The organism is Aliidiomarina maris (genome assembly GCF_003987335.1).
GTDB lineage: Bacteria > Pseudomonadota > Gammaproteobacteria > Enterobacterales > Alteromonadaceae > Aliidiomarina > Aliidiomarina maris.
The window spans coordinates 157,307-177,164 of record NZ_PIPK01000004.1; the positions used below are offsets into that span (position 1 = coordinate 157,307).

The following is a 19,858-nucleotide window of genomic DNA, read 5'->3' on the forward strand; positions in this document are numbered from 1 at the left end:
TCCTTGTGAGCTAGCAGAGAGTGAAAGCCGTGACAAATTTCCACATACCCAATTAACTTGTCACGGAGGTACAATATTTAAGTATTCTGGGACGTTATGCCCATAATTGCAATGCTTTATTAGCTGGTGCGACGAGTCTTATACAGCTTTTTACGCAAGCTTAAATATCGGCAATTTTTTGCATAGAAATAAAGCGGTTATGTTCATCAAGTGTTAACAGGAAATAACCGCGAATACCCCAGTCGGAAATAAATGGAGTGAAATGACGCAGAGCCAACTGAATTCGAAGGCCCTGCTCTGTGGTGACCATAATATTGCTTAATCCTTCGCGATAATAATGCCGCTCAAGCTCGGCAGGACTGAAAATCAACGCGAATTTGTGTTGACGCATGTTAGTCGTTCTCGACCGCCAAACTACTTTCCACTTTTTCAAACAAGTCAGCGGCTAGTTTCGGGGTCTGACGTAACCGCTCGAGCTGCGCTTTCACCAACACTTGGCGGTCAATATCCAGGCGCTTCCATTGCAGCAGCGACGACAACAGGCGTGAAGCTACCTGCGGATTACTTTGATTCAGTTGTTGAATCACATCCGCCAGCCAGCGATAGCCTGCGCCATCACTACGGTGTAAGGCGGCTAAGTTATGTGTGAACGTGGCTATCAACGAATACACCCGATTTGGATTGGCGTAATTGAACGCTGGATGCTGAGTCAGTGCCTGCACGCGATCAAGTGTGTCCGCGCTTGGCGCACTGGCCTGCACTGCCAACCATTTATCCATGACTAAAGGCTGTGCTTGCCACTGTTGGCTAAACTGTTCAATCAAGGTGTCAGCCAGCGGGTGCTGGCAGTGCACAGCTGCCTGCAGCGCGGCAAGTTGGTCGGTTAAATTATCAGCGCCAAAGTGCGCCATTAAGTCTGCATCTAACTCGGCGTTAGGGGTCAATGCCAAGTAATTTAAACACGTATTGGCCAGCATGCGTTGGGCAATATGCTGCGCATTAAACTGATACGCGCCATTCGACTTATTTGCCTGCCATAACAAAGTTAACACCTGTGCTAAGCGTGACGCGAGCAACTGTTTAAGTTGCTCGCACGCCTGCGCGACGGCATCGATATCCACTTGCTCATACTCACCAGCGACTGCTTCAGCACTTGGTAATTGCAGTAACAGCGCGCGTAGCGCTGGGTCAGTCTCATGATCTTGCAACTGTGTGGTCAGTGCACTAATAAACGCATCACTTATTTGGACAGGTCGCTGCTGACTAATGGCTTCTTGAATTACCTTTACATACAGCTGTTGCGCGCTGTCCCAAGCAATAAACGCATCGCTACTATGGGCCAATAAATGCAGGCGCTGAGTTTCGGTATATGGGTAGTCAATGCGTACCGGCGCGGAAAATCCTACAAAAAGTGCTGGAATTGGCCGCTCGCTGACCCCAGAAAACACGAATTCTTGCTCGTTCTGAGTGATTTGCAGTACATCATTTTGCAAACTATCACTGTGCAGTGTCATCACCTCACCTTGGGCATCATAAAAGAAGCTGCGCATGGGGATAACAAACGGCTTCTTCACTGCCTGCCCCGGCGTTTTAGGCGTGTGTTGCTGACAATGTAAACGATATTCCTGACGTTCAACATCATAACTGTCACTAACCGTCACACGTGGTGTCCCTGCTTGTTCATACCAGCGGCGGAACTGACTTAAATCGGTATCATTCGCCGCTTCCATCGCGGCAACGAAGTCTTCGCAAGTGACAGCTTGGCCGTCATGACGCTCAACATACAAGCGCATTCCACGTTGGAAACCTTCCTCGCCGAGTAGTGTATGCAGCATCCGAATCACCTCGGCGCCTTTGTTATACACAGTCACCGTATAGAAGTTATTCATTTCAATAACTTTGTCCGGGCGAATGGGGTGTGCCATCGGGCTTGCGTCTTCGGCAAACTGGTGAGTGCGCATAATCCGCACATCATTAATTCGATGCACTGCTCGCATCGACATGTCGCCACTAAATTCCTGATCACGAAATACGGTAAGCCCCTCTTTCAGGCTTAGTTGGAACCAGTCTCGACACGTAATCCGATTGCCCGTCCAGTTATGAAAATATTCGTGACCGATCACAGATTCAACCGCTAAGAAGTCTTGGTCCGTCGCGGTGCGGGCATCCGCCAATACATACTTGGCATTAAATATGTTGAGCCCTTTGTTCTCCATCGCACCCATATTAAAAAAGTCGACGGCGACGATCATGTAAATATCTAAATCGTAACTCAAGCCAAATCGTGTTTCGTCCCATCGCATTGAGTCTTTCAGCGCTTGCATGGCAAATTCAGCGCGCGATAGGTTGCCTTTATCAACAAATAATTGCAGGGCAACGTCGCGCCCTTCACTGGTTTGAAAGGAATCTTCAAGTACGTCAAAGTCGCCTGCAACGAGTGCAAACAAATACGCCGGCTTCGGGTGCGGATCGTGCCAAGTGACAAAGTGACGGTTGCCGTCAAGATCACCACGCTGCTGCGGGTTGCCGTTCGACAACAAATGCGGGAACCCTTGCTTCGGTGCACGCACGGTCGTAGTAAATACCGCCAGCACGTCCGGGCGATCTAAATAGTAAGTGATGCGCCGGAAGCCCTCGGCTTCGCACTGGGTGCAATACGCACCACCAGATTTATATAACCCTTCCAGCGCACTGTTATTGGCTGGGTCTATCTGGGTGACAATCTGCAATGTAAATTGCTCAGGCACATCTGCTATACGCAATGTACCGCCTTCAAGCTGATATTCATCGCTTGCTAAAGTGCGGCCATCTAAAGCAATGCTAAGTAACGTGAGACCCTCACCGTCAAGCTCCAAAGGCGGATTGTGCTGCCCTTGGCGCTGGATGCGCAGCTCGCTTTCCACCCGAGTCGCATGGTCATCTAAGTCAACATCAAGGCTGACATGACTGATGGTAAATGCCGGCGGCTGATAGTCTTTACGGTACTTTGCTTGCGGTAATGCCATATTATGAATAAGCCTCGTTACGGTCTTGGTTGTCACTTAATCGCAATATCTTAAAGTTTGTGAATGCGTATATCATTGCAATGAGTGGCGTGAGATACAGGAAGAATGCAAACGGTGCATAAGTCAGCGGGAATACGCCAAGTACCGCAAACATGTAGGCACCACAGGTGTTCCAAGGAATAAGTGCGGACGTTATGGTGCCGCTGTCTTCTAACGTACGCGACAACACGCGAGGGTCTAAGTCTCTATTTGCGTATTCTTCGCGAAACATCCGGCCTGGTAAAACAATCGCCATATATTGGTCGGCGGTTAGCACGTTAACGCCAAAACAGGTAAATAAGGTTGCGGTAATCAACTGACCGGTTGAATGAATAACCTTCAGCATCCCACGCAATAGCTGCTTTAACAGTCCGGTGCACTCCATGACTGCACCAAATGTCATCGCTGACACAATGAGCCATACGGTGTTCAACATCGACACCATACCACCGCCACTAAGTAAGGATTCAAGATCCGCGTTTTCGGTCGCAACGACGGTGCCATCAAAGAGTGCCACCCAAACCGCTGCGATTGGTCCAAACCAGTTACCCGCAGCACGCTCAGGTACCAGCGTCGCGACGACATCCGGCTGAAAAATTAAAGCCCAAGCGCCACCTAACAGCGCACCGACAAAAATCGTCGGTAATGCTGGCTTTTTCATCACCGCCATGGTGAAAAGCACAGCCAAAGGTATCAACATGAAGACATTAATATTGAAAATAGATTGCAGCTCGTCCTGCATCACCTGCAAGCTATCTAAGTTCGCCGCACTACTGCTACTAAAACCAATAATCGTGAACAGAATCAGGGCAATGACAAAGGCTGGTACGGCGGTTAGCGTCATGTAACGAATGTGGGAAAACAGCTCAGTACCGGAAACTGCCGGTGCTAAGTTGGTGGTGTCAGATAGTGGCGACATCTTGTCACCAAAATAAGCGCCAGATACCACGGCCCCGGCGGTAATGGCAAGGGAAAGCTCCATCCCTGTCGCCACACCAATCAATGCCACACCAATAGTGGCTGCGGTTGTCCAAGAGCTGCCAATGGAAATCGCGACAATGGCACAAATTAAACAACTCGCAGCGTAGAACCAGGTTGGGCTGAGAATCTCTAAACCGAAATAAATTAGCGTAGGCACGATACCGGACAGTAGCCAGGTACCAATTAAGGAACCTACCATCAAAATAATGAGAATTGCGCCAAGGGCTACAGATATACCTTTGGTAATGCCCTCCTCGACTTCTTCCCAACGATAGCCATTCACAAAGGCAATAATAGTGGCAATACCGGCGGCAATCAGCAGCGCGATTTGGTTAGGGCCGTACGACGAATCAGCGCCAAAAATGTAGACTGAACTGGCCAGCATGACAATCAATGCCAGTAAGGGTGTCGCCGCCTGTAAATATGACGGTCTTTTCGTGGTGTTAGACATGTTGCAATATTCCTAAATTATAATCTAAGCATTCCGGTTAACTGTAAAAACACCAGAGTGATGGCGACGGGGGCCACAAAGCGCACTAAAAACTGCCACACTTTGAATGCTCGTGCGCTGGTGTTAAGTTCAGCCTGCATGAACTGGGTCTTCACTGCCCAGCCCGCAAACAGGGCGATGGCAAGTCCCCCAAGTGGTAACAACACGTTGGATGTGATGTGCTCAATGACATCAAACCAATTATCCAATTGCTTACCAAATAAATAAACGTCTAATTGTGCCCAAGGCGCTTGCGCAAACGAGAACACCGTTAGCAAGCTTAAGCTAAACAATACTGCGCATGTGCTAAGCGCTGCTGCCCAGCGGCTGATATCAAAGCGTTCAACCACGAAGGTAGCGATTGATTCCACCATTGAAATCGCCGACGTGAAGGCCGCCAACAATAGCATGATGAAAAAAACAGTACCAATAAACACGCCTAAAGGCATGCTAGCAAAGGCTAACGGTAAAGTTTGAAAAATCAGGCCAGGTCCCTCTGCTGGGGTTAAACCATAAGCAAACACAAGCGGGAATATCACCAAGCCAGCAATTAATGCCACTAGGGTATCAGCAATCGCTATCCATACAGAGGTACTTAAAATGGACGTACTGGCGGGAAGGTATGCACCGTACATCATCATGACCCCGGACGCTAAGCTGAGGGTGAAGAACGCATGGCCTAAGGCAACTAGTACCGTAGTGGCGGTCACTTCGCTAAAATCAGGACGAAACATAAAGTCCGCCGCTTGTGCAAAATCGCCAACTGCCGACGAATAGAACGCTAAGCCCACTAGCAAAAGTAGCATCACGGGCATCGCAAAACGAACGGTGCGCTCAAGCCCCTGCTTGAACCCATTCCCCACTACTATAGCCGTGGCTAACACAATAAAGGCGGTAAAAATGATCATTTCGGTCCATGACGATGCCATGCCACGATACAACTGGGTAATCGCAGCCTGATTGGCATCAATAAACATCCCTTGCGCACTTTTAAATACGTAAGACATGGCCCAGCCAGCAATCACCACGTAAAAGGTTAAGATCATGAAGCCGGTAAACATCGTGACCCAACCCGTTAGCTGCCATGCAGGGTGACGTTTTGATTCAACCGCAAGTTGACGCGCTGCATAGCCAGGTGAGTGACGCCCGCGACGTCCAATCAGCAACTCAGCGATAAAGATAGGAATGCCGAGGGCGACGATACACAGCAGATAAATAACAATGAAAGCTGCGCCACCGTTCTCGCCCATAATATACGGAAATTTCCATATGTTACCGAGGCCAACAGCGGCACCTGTCGCGGCTAGCATGAATGATAAACGGGTACTCCAGCGGCTGCTAATCGCAGTATGTGAGGTCATAGTGATATCTTATTATGATTAATTTCGAGGCGTGGACGTTCAGCGACGCTCTGTATTTAATAAAGAGAGTATAAAAGCATATTTCACGCCGAAAGCCTATAAAAAAGGCCGACATAATATATGTCGGCCTGATGATTGAACTACTGTATTTCGCTAGTCTTGTTGACGTGCAGCGACAAAATCCAACGTGATTCGCAACGCTTCGTCTAAGTACGGGTCTGGTTCACGATAGCGTTCATCGGCATCTTCCGCAGCTTCGACCGGCTCCTTACCCGCCCGTGCCAAGCGCTCATTGATACGACGTAAGCGACGTTCGGTATCTGCGTCAGACTCAGCTTCACGCTCACTTTGCACCAATGACACATAGTTGCGGTCACGACGCTCACGGAAACGCTCAATATCCTGATACACATATGCGAACTCTGGGTCATCAGCAATTCGTACAGTGTGGCGCTCTGTCAAGGTTGACAGCAAATCTTCACCAAGCCATTCAAAACGTTCATATTCCACAGCATCGATTTGATCCCAAGGTAACGCATTTTCAGCGCGCGCTTCACCAAATTCGTCTGGCTCCAATGCTGACGGGAACAGAATGTCCGGTACTACACCCCGGTGCTGGGTACTACCACCGTCGATACGATAGAATTTCGCAATCGTATACTGGATGCTACCCAATGGGTTGGAGTAGAAATCAAAGCGACGTTGTAAACCACGGTGCTGCTGCACAGTACCTTTACCAAAGGTTTGTTCGCCCAGCACGATACCGCGGTTGTAGTCCTGAATCGCAGCTGCAAAAATCTCTGAGGCGGAAGCGCTGAAACGATCAACCAACACAGTTAATGGACCCTCATAAAATACACGCCCATCACTGTCGCGATTGACTTCAACACGGCCGCTGCTGTCACGAACTTGAACGACCGGACCTTCTTCAATAAATAAACCTGTTAAATAGATAGATTCACTTAATGAGCCGCCACCATTGCCGCGTAAATCAATGATCAATGCTTCAATGTTGTCTTCTTTTAACTCATTAACGAGCTTTAACACATCCGCAGTCAGATTATTGTAAAAACCAGGGATCTCAATCACACCGACTCGATGCCCTGCGTACGCACCTTCATCCGGTACTTTGACTTCTGCGCGAGCTTCACGATCTTCAAGACGAACTTTATCGCGCACAATCTCAACGGTTTCCGGCGTGCCACCTGAGCCTTGGCTTTCCTTCAACACTTGCAAGCGCACGGTACTACCCTTCGGGCCGGTAATTAGGTCGACCACGTCGTCAAGACGCCAACCTATCACATCGACAAACTCTTTATCGCCCTGGGCAACGGCAATAATGCGATCGTCAGGCGCTAAGCGACCACTTTGATCAGCAGGCCCACCCGGCACAAGCGAGCGAATCACGGTATAGTCATATTCCGCTTGCAAAACCGCACCAATGCCTTCGAGTTGAAGGTTCATGTTTTGCTGAAAACGCTCTGCATTACGCGGTGACAAGTAGCTGGTATGTGCTTCGACACTGCGAGCAAACGCGTTCATCACGGTGGCAAACGCGTCTTCACTTTGCGACTGGGTCAAACGTTGAATCGCACTTTGATACCGGCGCTCAAGGTTTTCGATAATCTCATCTTGCTCGCGACCTGCTAATGCTAGATTCAGCGCGTCATGCTTAATACGCTGTTCCCACATGGCGTCCAGCTCTTGTTCCGAGGTCGCCCAGTCTTCTTCACTGCGATCATAATAAAAGCGTTCGCCTTCAACCTCGAAATCAAACTCTGCGTCGTCTAACAAGGCTAAGGCATGGGCGTAACGCTGATAGCGACGCTCAAGACTGCGCTGATAGATGGCGTAAGCTACGTCAAGCTTACCTTCGAGTAAAAAGGTATGAAACTGTTGATTGTACTGGGTAAACTCGTCGACATCCGACTGCAGCATAAACATGCGGTTGTAGTCGAGTTGCTGGAAATAGCGGTCAAAAATTTGCTCGCTCATCGCCTCGTCCAATTCTACCCGCGAATAATGGTAGCGGGTAAAATAAGACGCGATACGCTTACTGGCCGTTACATGTTGAGACTCAGCAGCCAACTTAGGCAGGTCTTCCAGACTATAATTTGGACTAATCGCCGAACTTATCGGGGCAACGAATAGCGCACTGAGAATCAAACTAGTTAATAACGGCTTTCTCATGCATAACTCCTAGGCTTCGGTATATAAGTTCTCGGCTTTCACTTTCACAGTAATTCCTGATACAAGTTGCACCTGAATGTCAGCTTTCTCAACCGCGGTTACAGTACCTGCAACGGGTGATTGACCAAGCTTCACATGAACTGACTGCCCTACTTCGACGCCTGAATTGCTTAATTGTTCCAACTTAAGCTCAGGTTTGGCCTCAGCTTTTGGTGCCTTCGTCGCAGTCGATTTGCCGACACGTTGCGCTTGGTTGCGTTTTGCCGAGGCATTCGCTTTAGCGTTTGAGCGGCGTGGGCGCTCAGCTTTGTCTTGCTGCTTAGGCTTATCTTTCGCTTGCAGCTTACGCTTTTCATTGGCTTTGGCTTTCGATTCTGCCAAAGTTTCTGCAGCGTGCTGAGCATGGTCCTCTTCTACGATACCGGCTTCAGCACCGTCTAGATCAACGCGGTGTGCGCCGAGCGTCACACAGCGTAAGTAGCGCCATGAATTAGTGTACTGACGTAAAGCACCGCGAAGGCGTGTTTTGCTGACCTGAGGGTCGTCTGCTAACCGGCTTGCCAAATCGTCGAAAATGCCGATTTTCAAGGGTTTCGCTTCACCTTCAACGCTGAAACATGCTGGGAATTGTTCAGCTAAGTAAGCGATAACCGCTTTGCTGGTGGACAATTTTTCGATATTTTGCTGGTTTTCCATTGACTAAACCTTGTTACTCGTCGTTTAAGTTGTCGTTCTCGTCATCGCGCTGCTGCTCCATCCGCCGCACGACACTCGACACATAATCTTCTATTTCGTCACTATCCAGTTCAGTTAATGATGGCTCCCGAAACCAGATAAAACAGAGTTCTTCGATTAATTCCACAATGTGATCTTCAGACCAATCCTGCGCTGAGGCTTGCTCTGCTGCATTGTGAAGCATCAGGTTGAGCTGATCTGCCGCCAACTCAGCCTCGTCCTCAAATTCTTCCATATCTGCGACTGAGACTAAATATGGGTGAATTTGAAAATTACTTTCCATACGACCAACCCAGCTGCTGCAACATCGGAAGAAGGCGCTCAAGCCCTTGTTGGTCTTGCTCGCTGAAACGATTGTGCTGTGGGCTATCAATATCAAGCACAGCGACGACTTGGTCATTCACTACAATTGGAATCACAATTTCACTATTGCTTGCAGAGTCGCAGGCAATGTGGCCTGGGAATGCATGAACATCGGCAACTAACTGCGTTTGTTGGCTGCTTGCGGCGGTGCCACAGACACCACGGCCAAATGGAATTCGGACGCAGGCAACTTTGCCTTGGAACGGACCTAACACTAGTTCGTTATTGTCGTTGCCAGTCGTTAAATAAAATCCGACCCAGTTAATATGGTCTAAATGCTCATTTAACAGCGCTGATAGGTTGGCCAAGTTCGCATACAAATTGGGTTCGCCAGCGGTGATGGCTTCGGCTTGTTGGCTCATTAGCGCGTAGTCGGTAGGCGTACCAGCTGCACGCGCAAAATCATCACTATTCATCAGATGAAATATCCTTGGTTGGAATTTGTTGCTCACGGCGAGACTCGCGCAAAGCGGATTTTTGCTGACGCAGTTCAGCTTTACTTTTCACAATAAACTGACCGTCTTTGGCAATTGAGAATGGCTGGTCTTGGTCAAGCTTACGAGCTTGATAGAGCATCACCAGGGTGAAACTATGCTCTTTTTGTTCCGCACTTAACGGTTGACCATCTGGCCAACGCCCAGTTTCAACGGCATCCTTGAGACGAAGATATAAAGCTTCATCCATATTCTGCACGAGTTGTTCAGCTTGCATCACTACTTTTGCTACCTAATGAATGACATGTTAGCGTAAATCGGCCTACTTGCGGCGTGCGGCAATCATGCGCATACGATTAATAATATACCAAACGAAACCTAACACAGTGACAACCAGTGCCACCTGAGATTGCCAGCTTGGGTCCACACTCGCTTCATCACGATAAAAAAATATGCCTGCAATACCCGCCACAAATACTAACATGGCGAGCATGCTATGCGTGGTAAGTTTGTGAATATGATCCGCTTTACGGCGCCGTCTTTTACGTTCTAAGGACTCAGCATCAAGACTATCTACGACAAACCCGCAATGAGCACACACCGCAGCTTTATCGGACATTTTCTTGTTGCATTTAGGACAACTTACTATGGCCATTCACTTACCTATACATCACACACTTAAGTAAAACGATATTGTGCCACACTAGGCTTTTTCAAGGTAGAGTGTGGCACATTTTAAGCTTCTTTACGTTTGCTTAGCTTTTATCGTCCGTTTTACTATCTGGCAATTTGTGCTGATTCTCCGCCCAGTAAGTGTTGACCGTTTCTTTCATTTCTTTACGCATCAACATAATACCAAGCAGGTTTGGTAAGGTCATCAGTACGATAGCCACAGCCGCAATCTTCCAAATCAAAGTGGTATCCGCAATGGCAGCCACGAAGAAACCAGCCACGTACAACACCCGATACGGCATCACCGAACGCGGTCCTGCCAGGTACATCATCGCGCGGTCACCGTAGTAAGACCATGCAATTGCGGTTGAGAATGCGAACATCAACAAACCAACGGCAACAATATACTGGCCGAAGTCACCGAAGAACCCGCGCGTAAACGCAACCGTAGTTAGCGCCGCTGAGTGAATCAATGAGTCGCCAAATACTTGAATGTTGTCGCGGGTGAAGCGACCATTTTGCACCGCCAGCGTGCCTGAATATGGGGTATCGCCACCAATCATAATGCGCACATTTTCAGCTACTGAACGTGCGTTTAAGATAGTGTAATCGCCCGGCTCCGGTGCACCATTTACCACCGTAATTTCACCGCTAAATATTTCGATGTCATTGCGCTGGTTGTTCAAGTAGCGCGACAATGCGGCGCGATCAGCGTCAATTTGGTCATCGTAAATACCAGAAATGATACGCATATCAGCGCGCTCAAAACGGTTTTCATGTTTCTCATACCATACGCCTGACGCCAAAATAACCAAACCCGTCAGTGTACAGATAATAATGGTGTCGATAAATGGTTCAAGAATCGACACCATGCCCTCTTCCGCTGGCTCTTTAGTACGTGCCGATGCGTGAGCAATTGCCGCCGAACCTTGACCTGCTTCGTTCGAATATAAGCCACGGGCAACACCCATGTTAAATGCATAAGCAAAGCTTGCGCCGACGAAACCGCCCACTGCTGCGGTGCCAGTAAATGCATCAGCAAAGATAGCGACAAATGAAGGGATAATATTTTCAATGTTGTAGAAAATAACCGCAAACGCGCCTAATACATACAACACAGACATCAGTGGGACAATCTTAGACGTTACAGCCGCGATACGACGAATACCGCCCAAAATAACTAAGGCAAGCAAAATCGCTAAAATGCCACCCACCCAAATACCAGGGATACCGAATGTCGCTTCCATCGCCTGCGCGATATTGTTACTTTGCGGCATGTTACCGGTACCAAACGAACTTAAAACGGTAGCAAGTGCGAAAATAACCGCCAACCACTTCATGTTTAGTCCGCGCGACATATAGTACATCGGACCACCGGCCATGGTGCCGTCTTCGGTTTTAACCCGGTATTTGTGTGACAGCGTGACTTCGACAAACTTCGTCGTCATCCCGAAAAACGCGGTTGCCCACATCCAGAATAAAGCTGCAGGGCCACCTAAGAACAATGCTAATGCAACACCACCGATATTACCTGTACCCACAGTACCCGACAGAGCTGTCGTCAGCGCTTGGAAGTGGGTGGTATCACCAGGGTCACGACTGCGGTCGAATTTCCCGGTGACAACACGCCAGCCATGGGCGAAAAATCGGATTTGTGGAAACTTCAGGTAAATGGTGAAAAACAGACCAACGCCGAGTAACAAGAACGGAAAGTAAAACGCTCCGCCCAGTATACTGTCCAGCCAGTCCAGCATGTTATTGATGATGTTCAAGGTAGCCCCCTGGATTTTTATGATTATAAATTGTTATTAAATTGTGCATTTCAATGCACTTGTTGTTGAGCATACCGCGCAGTGCGCTGACATGCTAGCGCAAGTTGTCTACCACCGCGAGAATTGCAGCTAACGTATCGTAGCCAAATTGCTGGCTGCGAACGTCTGACCAACCAGTTTCAGGGTGTGCGATTCCATCGTTATCTTTGAACGGCATTTCAACAGTGAACGCCAGGCAGTCGAAGGTCTCACCTACATTTGCAGACGCCACGGTTAAATTTGCTTCGCCCGGTGCGTCTAATTCATAACCAAACTCGGTTTGAAATTCAGGTGTGGCTTGTAATAAAGCAGTTTTAAACGCATTTTCCAGTGTTTCAATCCGCTTTGAATACGAAGGGTTACCTTCACAGCCTGCTACGAAGTTGTATGGAATCGCTTCGTCGCCATGTATATCTAAATACATATCAACGCCAGTTTGCTGCATCTTGGCACGCACGTAGTAGACTTCAGGGCTTTGCTCTACGCTGGGTGTTTGCCACTCACGATTTAAGTTCACACCTGCGGCATTGGTACGTAAATGCCCGCGCACGCTACCGTCTGGGTTCATGTTCGGCACGACATAGAACACGGCTTTATTGAGAAGTAAGCGCGCAACACCGTCATCGTCATCGAGCAGACGATGCAAAGCGCCTTCAATAAACCATTCAGCCATACTCTCGCCTGGGTGCTGACGCGCGGTTAACCAGATGACTTTCTTGCCTTCAGCAGGCTCACCCACACGCAATACCGTGATATCACGACCATCCAAGGTCTGGCCTAACACTTCCTGCTCAACCCAGCTTGATTGCTGCGCAGCTTGCAATAAATCTAAATGGCGCTCATAGCTGTACGGTACGAAATACGCGAAGTAGATAGTTTCTTGCTCAAGGGTATGTTCAATCGTAAGGTTCTCGCCATCGTAGCTGGTATCGACACGAAACCAATGTTCACGATCATAGCTTGCCATGGCTTGGTAGCCTTTCCAGCCGTCTGGGTAGGCCGCTGTATTCGCACCTTCAATAATCAGGCGATGCGTCACATCAGCTTGCGAAAACAACTTAAAATGAAACCACTGGAAGAAATCTGATTGATTGTCTTTACGAATGCGCAAACGGATATCATCAGCTTGTTCAGCACGCACTACTTCAATATTACCGCTGTCAAAATGACTACTAATAAACATATGAATACCTTTTTGTTGTCATCAATTCGATGTTATGAATTGCAATCTCTAAAACAACAAAGCGCCCTATTCAGGGCGCTTTGCATAGACCAGTATTTACTGTGGCAAGCTGATTAGCTTTTGCCCTGCCATGTCTTGAACGACACGCAATACCTGGCAGCTATAACCAAACTCATTGTCATACCACACGTACAGAACCGCACGGTTGCCATCAACAATAGTAGCTTGTGAATCAACGATACCGGCATAGCGGCTGCCGACTAAGTCAGACGACACAATTTCAGTTGAAGCTGTGTAGTCGACTTGGTTTTGCAAATTCGAGAATAACGCAACTTCACGCAAGTAGTTATTCATGTCTTCTTTGCTCGAAGGCTGTGCCATGTTCAAGTTCATGATTGCCATCGACACGTTTGGCGTAGGTACACGTATCGCATTGCCGGTTAATTTACCTTTCAACTGAGGGAAGGCTTTCGCCACAGCTTTAGCAGCACCGGTTTCGGTTAACACCATGTTTAACGGCGCTGAGCGGCCACGGCGGTCGGCTTTGTGATAGTTATCAATTAGGTTTTGGTCATTGGTGTAAGCGTGGACAGTTTCCACATGACCACTTTGAATTTCGTACTTATCGTGTACGGCTTTCAATACCGGCGTAATCGCATTGGTTGTGCAGCTTGCCGCCGACAGGATGAGGTCGTCAGGCTGAATATCGGCGTCGTTGACACCGTGCACAATATTCTTAATGTCGCCCTTGGCCGGTGCGGTCAATAGAACTTTCTTCACACCTTTCGATTTAAGGTGCAAACCAAGTCCATCTTCGTCTTTCCAAATACCTGTGTTATCTACCACGATGGCGTCTTTAATACCGTACTGGGTGTAATCCACCTGGTCTGGACCATCAGAATAAATGACTTGAATCTTGGTACCGTTGGCTTTGATAGCCTGTGCTTCATGGTCCACGGTGATTGAACCATTAAACGGACCATGTACTGAGTCGCGACGTAACAAGCTAGCGCGTTTCTCAAGGTCACCCTCACGGCCACCGCGCACTACAATTGCACGTAAACGCAGTTTATTATTCTTTCCGTTTTTCTCAATCATCAGGCGCGCAAGTAAGCGACCGATGCGACCAAAACCATACAACACCACGTCTTGTGGCTCGATGTCATCTGGCTTACCAACGATATCGGTAAGTTCAGCCTGCAAGAACTCTTCGACGCTTTGGTCATCGTTGGTGTTTTTAAACAGGTAGTTAAAAGCTAATTTGCCCAAGTCGATACGCGCAGGCGCCAACTCCATTTCAGACATCGCTTTTAGCAAAGGGTAACTTTCACGTAAACGCAGTTTCTTGCCTTCGTGCTGACGCACTAAGCGGTGAGTCTTGATAATATCAATGGTCGAACCGTTTAGCAGCGAGCGGCCGTACACTACAATCTCAACACCTTTGGTGCGGTATAGACGGCCAATCAGTGGCTGCATCATTTCAGCGTATTCCTGACGCTCTTCCCAGCTGGACAAAGTACTGTCGTTATGCGCTTCAGTCATTCCAAAAACCCTTTGAGTTGAAAAAATCGCTGCATATTGTACTTAATTTGACGCTTTGGCTCTACTGCTATTGTCAGTCTTTAGCCGCTTTAAATTGCATGGACACCGAATTTACACAATAGCGCTGACCAGTTGGCGCAGGCCCGTCCGGAAATACATGGCCTAAATGCCCTCCGCACTGTTTGCAGAGGATTTCAACACGCTGCATACCATGACTAGTATCTTCTTTATAATCAATGGTATCTGGTAACGAGGCGTAAAAACTTGGCCATCCACAGCCGGCATCGAATTTAGTTTCCGCGGAAAACAGCTCAGCACCGCAGCCCGCACACAGGTACATACCGGCACGATTTTCATCCAGCAGTGCGCCAGAAAATGGCCGCTCAGTGCCTTTTTGACGTAACACACGATATGCCTCAGGACTTAATTTCTCACGCCAGATATCATCGCTCATAGCTACCTCGTTCATTTGCCACACATTTTGGTACAACTTTCTGACTCATTCACAGCATTGTCATACCTGTTATCCGTCTAGGTATGTTAGCATTAAGTAACTACCAAGCAAGCCACTGAAGGAGCTTCAACGCATGCTGCGACGCACCAAAATAGTTACAACTTTAGGTCCGGCAACGGATAATCCAGAGGTTTTATCCGCTTTAATCGCCGCGGGTGCTAACACCGTTCGTTTAAATTTTTCCCATGGCGTGGCGCAAGATCACATTGACCGTGCCAACTTAGTGCGCGAACTTGCGGCTAAACAGGGCCGTTATGTTGCTATTTTAGGCGATTTGCAAGGGCCTAAAATTCGCGTATCGCGCTTCACCGACGGAGCAGTTGTGCTGCGTACGGGCGATAGTTTTGTGCTAGATGCGGAGCATGATAAGCAAGCAGGCAATAGCGATATCGTTGGTATTGACTATGATGCCCTACCCAAAGATGTCGCCTCAGGCGATATTCTGTTACTGGACGACGGTCGCTTACGTCTTGAGGTCAACCGTGTTGAGGGTAGCAAAGTCCACACCCGGGTGTTGGTTGGTGGTAAGTTAAGTAATAATAAAGGTATTAACCGTTTAGGCGGTGGTTTAAGCGCCCCTGCCTTAACCGAAAAAGACTTACGTGACATTAAAACTGCCGCTGAGATTGGTGTTGATTACCTCGCAGTGTCATTCCCACGCTCCAGTGATGACATTAACCGTGCCCGCACTTTACTGCGCGAAGCAGGCGGTCAAGGCGGCATTTGCGCAAAAATAGAACGTGCAGAAGCCGTTGCCACTGACACAGCTTTAGATGACATTATTCAGGCTTCAGACATTGTGATGGTCGCGCGTGGCGATCTCGGTGTTGAAATTGGTGATGCACAATTAGTCGGTAAACAAAAAACTATCATTAACCGCTCGCGCAGCTTAAACAAAGTTGTTATTACTGCGACCCAAATGATGGAATCGATGATCGACAATTCAATGCCAACGCGCGCAGAAGTCATGGACGTTGCCAATGCTGTGCTAGATGGTACGGATGCGGTCATGCTGTCAGCGGAAACCGCGGCGGGTAAATTTCCTGTAGAAACAGTGACCGCAATGGCTGAGATTTGCAAAGGGGCTGAAACGCATCCAAGCGTCACTTTTTCGTATCACCGCCTCGACCAGACATTTAACACGATTGCAGAATCAACCGCGATGTCTGCTATGTATGCAGCCAACCACCTTGAAGGCGTCACAGCGATTATTGCACTGACCGAATCAGGGCATACCGCGAAGTTGATGTCGCGTATTACTACAGCGCTGCCGATTTTTGCGTTATCTCGCCATCAGACCAGCTTGGCAAAAGCCGCACTTTATCGCGGCGTTTATCCAGTCTTCTTTGATACCCGCGAAAGTGGTTTAGACACTTTGATTGCCGATGCCATTGATGTCGTGAAACAACGTGGTCACTTACAAAAAGGCGACTACGTGATTGTCACCTACGGCGATTTAATGGGCATGATTGGTTCCAGTAATACCGTTAAAGTTATGCAGGTGTCTTAGTCCAGCGTTACGCCACGAGTACGCGCCATGCGCGTCAAGTCGGTTTGTATATCACCCAGCGCGCGCACCAAATGGTCGCGTTGCTGGGCTGATAATGTATCGGCCAGAGCAAACATATAATTGCGGTTAAACGCATCACTCTCTTCAAGCAAATCGTTTAACGCCTGCGGGCGTAATTGCTCAGGGTTCACAATTAACACTTGCAGTGTATCTTCGAATTCAGCTGGGTTGTTGCGCAAACTTAAAGCGGCTGCGAATTCATCTGCCCATCGGCGGCGATACTCAAACCAATAAGAAGCCATTGACGGCGCGTCTGCGGTCCAATCTTGTAGCAGCTGGCGTTGCTCATCACTTAAACGCCCGAGCCAGCGCTCAGCTTGTTTGGCTAAACTATCGGCATTATCTTGAGCGCGCTGCTCAGCGCTCTTATCTAACGACTCTTGTTCTTGTTCGCTAATTCGTTCACGAATACTGGCAACCAGTTCATCGGCCTGAGCGTCCGACAGGCGAGGTAATAAACCGAGTGCAGGTGCCATCAACTGCTGTCGCACTGCTGACCAGCGTTGGTCGACAGCGATTTGGTAGGATTGATAAACGTCGGTCTCGATGCGCTGGTGAGTGATGTCATCGCGCAGTTGTGCAAGCAAGGCATGGTACTCCGGCATCTCTTGTTCTGCATGCCACTGCAGCAGCGCATTGATTTCAGCACGCAAGTCTCGGCGTTGCTCGCGATCAAGAGAAACGTAGCCACGTACCTGCCGCATAGCATAGGTGTCGGCAAATCGATATCCAAAGCTACGGCTACAGCTACTTAGTGCGAATACAAGAACAATGATAACGCTGGACTTAACCCACAGCCCTATACGTGGAAACGACATACTGACACCCCTGAATAAATTGCCAACGCGGCAGTTGGCGCCCATTGAATACGGGCGCAAGCAGCGAATGGATGGGTGCCGCTGTGCTTTTAGCGCCCTAAAATGAGTTGTTTAATCTTATCTTTGTAACTGCGGCTGACTTTAAGTTCAGCACCGTTTTGCAAAATCAAATGATACTCACCATTTTGTCGGCTACATAATTTTTCGACTTGGTTAATATTGACGATTGCAGAACGATGAATACGCTGAAAGTTCTTTGGGTTCAATTCTTTTTCAAGTTCTTTCATGGTGCGGCGCAAAATATGGGTTTCATTGCCCGCATGGATGCACATGTAATCCCCAGCAGCATCAACCCACTCAATCGCACTAATCGCAACACGGGTAATTTCACCGCTTTCTTTAATCGCGATATGCTCAGGGTAATGATCACTGGTCAACGATTGCCCTTCTGCCAGCCGCTTTAAAATATCCTCGCAGTCTTCGCCGGTCATTTCAGCGACTAAATCAACAAGCTTTGACTGCTGTTGTTTATCACGTTGCTCAGTTAAGGCTTGGCTGATACGTTCTAAAGCCTGCGCCAAGCGGTCTTCGTCCACTGGCTTTAACAGGTAATCAAGGGCACGCACTTCAAACGCACGAATCGCATACTGATCATACGCCGTCACAAAAACCACTACAGGCATCTGTTCAACACTTTGGCTAACTTTGCGTAGTACATCAAAGCCATTTAGGCCTGGCATTTGAATATCAAGAAAAACCAGATCTGGCTTTTGCGCAACAATGACATCGAGGGCGTCACGGCCATTGGCACATTCTGCAATCACCTCAATATGCTCAAACTGAGCCAGTCTCACTAATAATCCGCGTCGTGCTAACGGCTCGTCATCCACTACTATTGTTCGAATTATTTCACTCATGCCACTATACAACTTGCCAAGGAATTTGAATGTCAACGATACAGCCCGTTGGGTTATTAGCAGACAGATTAAAATAGTACTGCTTACCATACAAGGCTTTTAATCGTTCTTTGGTATTACTCAGGCCCACCCCACCACTTTGACGTTGTACGCTTTTGGTTTCGGTTTCGGGTGTATATACCTCCGGTCCATTATCACTAATTTGCACATGTAGCGTCTCATTGGCAACCCAAGCTTTAATCTCAATAATGCCTTGGCTTTCTAGCTTCGCTATCGCGTATTTTATTGAATTTTCGATAATGGGTTGCAAAAACATGCTAGGTACGAGAGCTTTCGCCGCATCATCGCTAATGTCGGTACGCACCTGTAAGCGCTCTTCAAAACGCACCTTTTCAATATCTAAGTACAACATGAGTACTTCTATTTCACGCGCTAAGGTAATGCGTTTAATCGGCTCATTGTCGAGGGAAAAACGTAAGAAGTCGCTGAGCCGTGACATCATCTTATTGGCAGCTTTACTTTCCTCGACCAATATCAGCGTAGAAATTGCATTCAAGGTATTAAATAAAAAGTGCGGGTTGAGCTGATAACGCAGCATTTTCAGTTGCGACTGGTGCGCCATCGACACGGCGGTCAATGCCTTTTGTTTTTCATCCTGTAGCATTTGATAATATTTAATCACAAAGTACAGGCCACTCCAGCTCAGAATAATGTATAACTTGGCGACAGTATGGTTGAAATACATAAAGGGGTTTATCGGACGATAGCCAAATTGGTATATCTCCCAATTCGTCGCGTTATCAATCACTGCCCAAAGCGCGGCTACACATAAGGAAGCGAACAACACGATAATGGCAAGCCACCACGGCCGAACATTCCAGATGCGTTGATATAAGTATCTAAGAGGAATAGTCAGCAAGAAACCTGCATAAGCACCTAATGCCACTATAATGACATAGATGTCACGGGTTTCTTGAGTCAGCGACGCAATATACTGAATGAGCGCATAGCCAATCCAGCCGGTTAGCTGCAGCACCCAAAAGAAGCGATTTCTATCTTCGAAAAGTTGACGCCAGTTCAATAGTTAACACAACAACACAAAAATTTAACAAAGTATATCGAACTTCCGCGCCAGAGCCGAGCCTCTTCATCTCGTGATTGTCGCTCTCTGTCGCATTCGCTACACTGACAGCCTAAAACACCTGTTAAAGCTTGCGCTGCAAGCATCGTCAA

The 19,858-nt window shown here is 48.1% G+C and carries 18 protein-coding genes; 1 reads left to right on the forward strand and 17 read right to left on the reverse strand.

The annotated features are described in order from the left end of the window. Nucleotides 1-160: 160 nt before the first annotated feature. From CWE07_RS06255 to msrB, 14 genes are all read right to left on the reverse strand, one after another. Complete coding sequence (locus CWE07_RS06255; protein WP_111569031.1) at nucleotides 161-391, reverse strand: DUF2835 family protein; 231 nt, start codon at nucleotides 389-391, stop codon at nucleotides 161-163. A 1-nt stretch (nucleotide 392) separates the two neighbouring features. Beyond that, the gene (gene pepN, locus CWE07_RS06260; RefSeq protein ID WP_111569032.1) at nucleotides 393-3,005 is read right to left on the reverse strand and encodes an aminopeptidase N; all 2,613 of its coding nucleotides are present in this window, start codon (nucleotides 3,003-3,005) and stop codon (nucleotides 393-395) included. Nucleotide 3,006: 1 nt separating this feature from the next. Continuing rightward, nucleotides 3,007-4,476 carry a Na+/H+ antiporter NhaC gene (nhaC, locus tag CWE07_RS06265; protein ID WP_111569033.1) on the reverse strand — a complete coding sequence of 490 codons (1,470 nt, stop codon included), beginning with the start codon at nucleotides 4,474-4,476 and terminating at the stop codon, nucleotides 3,007-3,009. A 17-nt stretch (nucleotides 4,477-4,493) separates the two neighbouring features. Beyond that, a complete protein-coding gene (locus CWE07_RS06270) occupies nucleotides 4,494-5,876 on the reverse strand; it encodes a sodium-dependent transporter (RefSeq protein ID WP_111569034.1) in 1,383 nt (460 codons plus the stop codon). 153 nt (nucleotides 5,877-6,029) lie between these two features. Beyond that, nucleotides 6,030-8,066, reverse strand: a complete 2,037-nt coding sequence (gene prc, locus CWE07_RS06275; RefSeq protein ID WP_111569035.1) for a carboxy terminal-processing peptidase — start codon at nucleotides 8,064-8,066, stop codon at nucleotides 6,030-6,032. A gap of 9 nt (nucleotides 8,067-8,075) precedes the next feature. Then, nucleotides 8,076-8,762: an RNA chaperone ProQ gene (gene proQ, locus CWE07_RS06280; protein WP_111569036.1), complete on the reverse strand. Its 687-nt coding sequence runs from the start codon at nucleotides 8,760-8,762 to the stop codon at nucleotides 8,076-8,078. Nucleotides 8,763-8,775: 13 nt separating this feature from the next. Beyond that, nucleotides 8,776-9,084, reverse strand: coding sequence for a hypothetical protein (locus tag CWE07_RS06285; protein ID WP_111569037.1), 309 nt, complete (start codon nucleotides 9,082-9,084; stop codon nucleotides 8,776-8,778). Beyond that, nucleotides 9,074-9,580 (reverse strand): GAF domain-containing protein, encoded by a 507-nt coding sequence (locus tag CWE07_RS06290; protein ID WP_111569038.1) that lies wholly within the window; start codon nucleotides 9,578-9,580, stop codon nucleotides 9,074-9,076. Before CWE07_RS06290 ends, CWE07_RS06285 begins: the two co-directional genes overlap by 11 nt. Further along, entirely contained in the window at nucleotides 9,573-9,875 is a 303-nt protein-coding gene (locus CWE07_RS06295; RefSeq protein WP_111569039.1) for a YeaC family protein, read from the reverse strand. The genes CWE07_RS06290 and CWE07_RS06295 overlap by 8 nt, the downstream gene beginning before the upstream one ends. Nucleotides 9,876-9,920: 45 nt before the next feature. Continuing rightward, on the reverse strand, nucleotides 9,921-10,253 hold the full coding sequence (locus CWE07_RS06300; protein WP_126818984.1) for a zinc ribbon domain-containing protein: 333 nt from the start codon (nucleotides 10,251-10,253) through the stop codon (nucleotides 9,921-9,923). Nucleotides 10,254-10,353: 100 nt separating this feature from the next. Then, nucleotides 10,354-12,042: an alanine/glycine:cation symporter family protein gene (locus CWE07_RS06305; RefSeq protein ID WP_476723714.1), complete on the reverse strand. Its 1,689-nt coding sequence runs from the start codon at nucleotides 12,040-12,042 to the stop codon at nucleotides 10,354-10,356. Between the two features lie 94 nt (nucleotides 12,043-12,136). Beyond that, a complete protein-coding gene (locus CWE07_RS06310) occupies nucleotides 12,137-13,264 on the reverse strand; it encodes a M14 family metallopeptidase (protein WP_111569041.1) in 1,128 nt (375 codons plus the stop codon). A gap of 96 nt (nucleotides 13,265-13,360) precedes the next feature. Further along, nucleotides 13,361-14,806, reverse strand: a complete 1,446-nt coding sequence (locus CWE07_RS06315) for a glyceraldehyde-3-phosphate dehydrogenase (protein WP_111569042.1) — start codon at nucleotides 14,804-14,806, stop codon at nucleotides 13,361-13,363. Between the two features lie 73 nt (nucleotides 14,807-14,879). Beyond that, nucleotides 14,880-15,260: a peptide-methionine (R)-S-oxide reductase MsrB gene (gene msrB / locus CWE07_RS06320; RefSeq protein WP_220084687.1), complete on the reverse strand. Its 381-nt coding sequence runs from the start codon at nucleotides 15,258-15,260 to the stop codon at nucleotides 14,880-14,882. 133 nt (nucleotides 15,261-15,393) lie between these two features. Here msrB and pyk point away from each other — a divergent pair, with 133 nt between their 5' ends. Then, nucleotides 15,394-16,830, forward strand: a complete 1,437-nt coding sequence (pyk, locus tag CWE07_RS06325) for a pyruvate kinase (protein WP_111569043.1) — start codon at nucleotides 15,394-15,396, stop codon at nucleotides 16,828-16,830. Here pyk and CWE07_RS06330 read toward each other — a convergent pair. From CWE07_RS06330 to CWE07_RS06340, 3 genes are all read right to left on the reverse strand, one after another. After that, nucleotides 16,827-17,708, reverse strand: a complete 882-nt coding sequence (locus tag CWE07_RS06330; RefSeq protein ID WP_111569044.1) for a DUF6279 family lipoprotein — start codon at nucleotides 17,706-17,708, stop codon at nucleotides 16,827-16,829. The genes pyk and CWE07_RS06330 overlap by 4 nt on opposite strands. A gap of 89 nt (nucleotides 17,709-17,797) precedes the next feature. Continuing rightward, nucleotides 17,798-18,625 (reverse strand): LytR/AlgR family response regulator transcription factor, encoded by an 828-nt coding sequence (locus tag CWE07_RS06335; RefSeq protein ID WP_111569045.1) that lies wholly within the window; start codon nucleotides 18,623-18,625, stop codon nucleotides 17,798-17,800. Nucleotides 18,626-18,629: 4 nt separating this feature from the next. Then, a complete protein-coding gene (locus tag CWE07_RS06340) occupies nucleotides 18,630-19,706 on the reverse strand; it encodes a sensor histidine kinase (protein WP_111569046.1) in 1,077 nt (358 codons plus the stop codon). Nucleotides 19,707-19,858 lie beyond the last annotated feature (152 nt).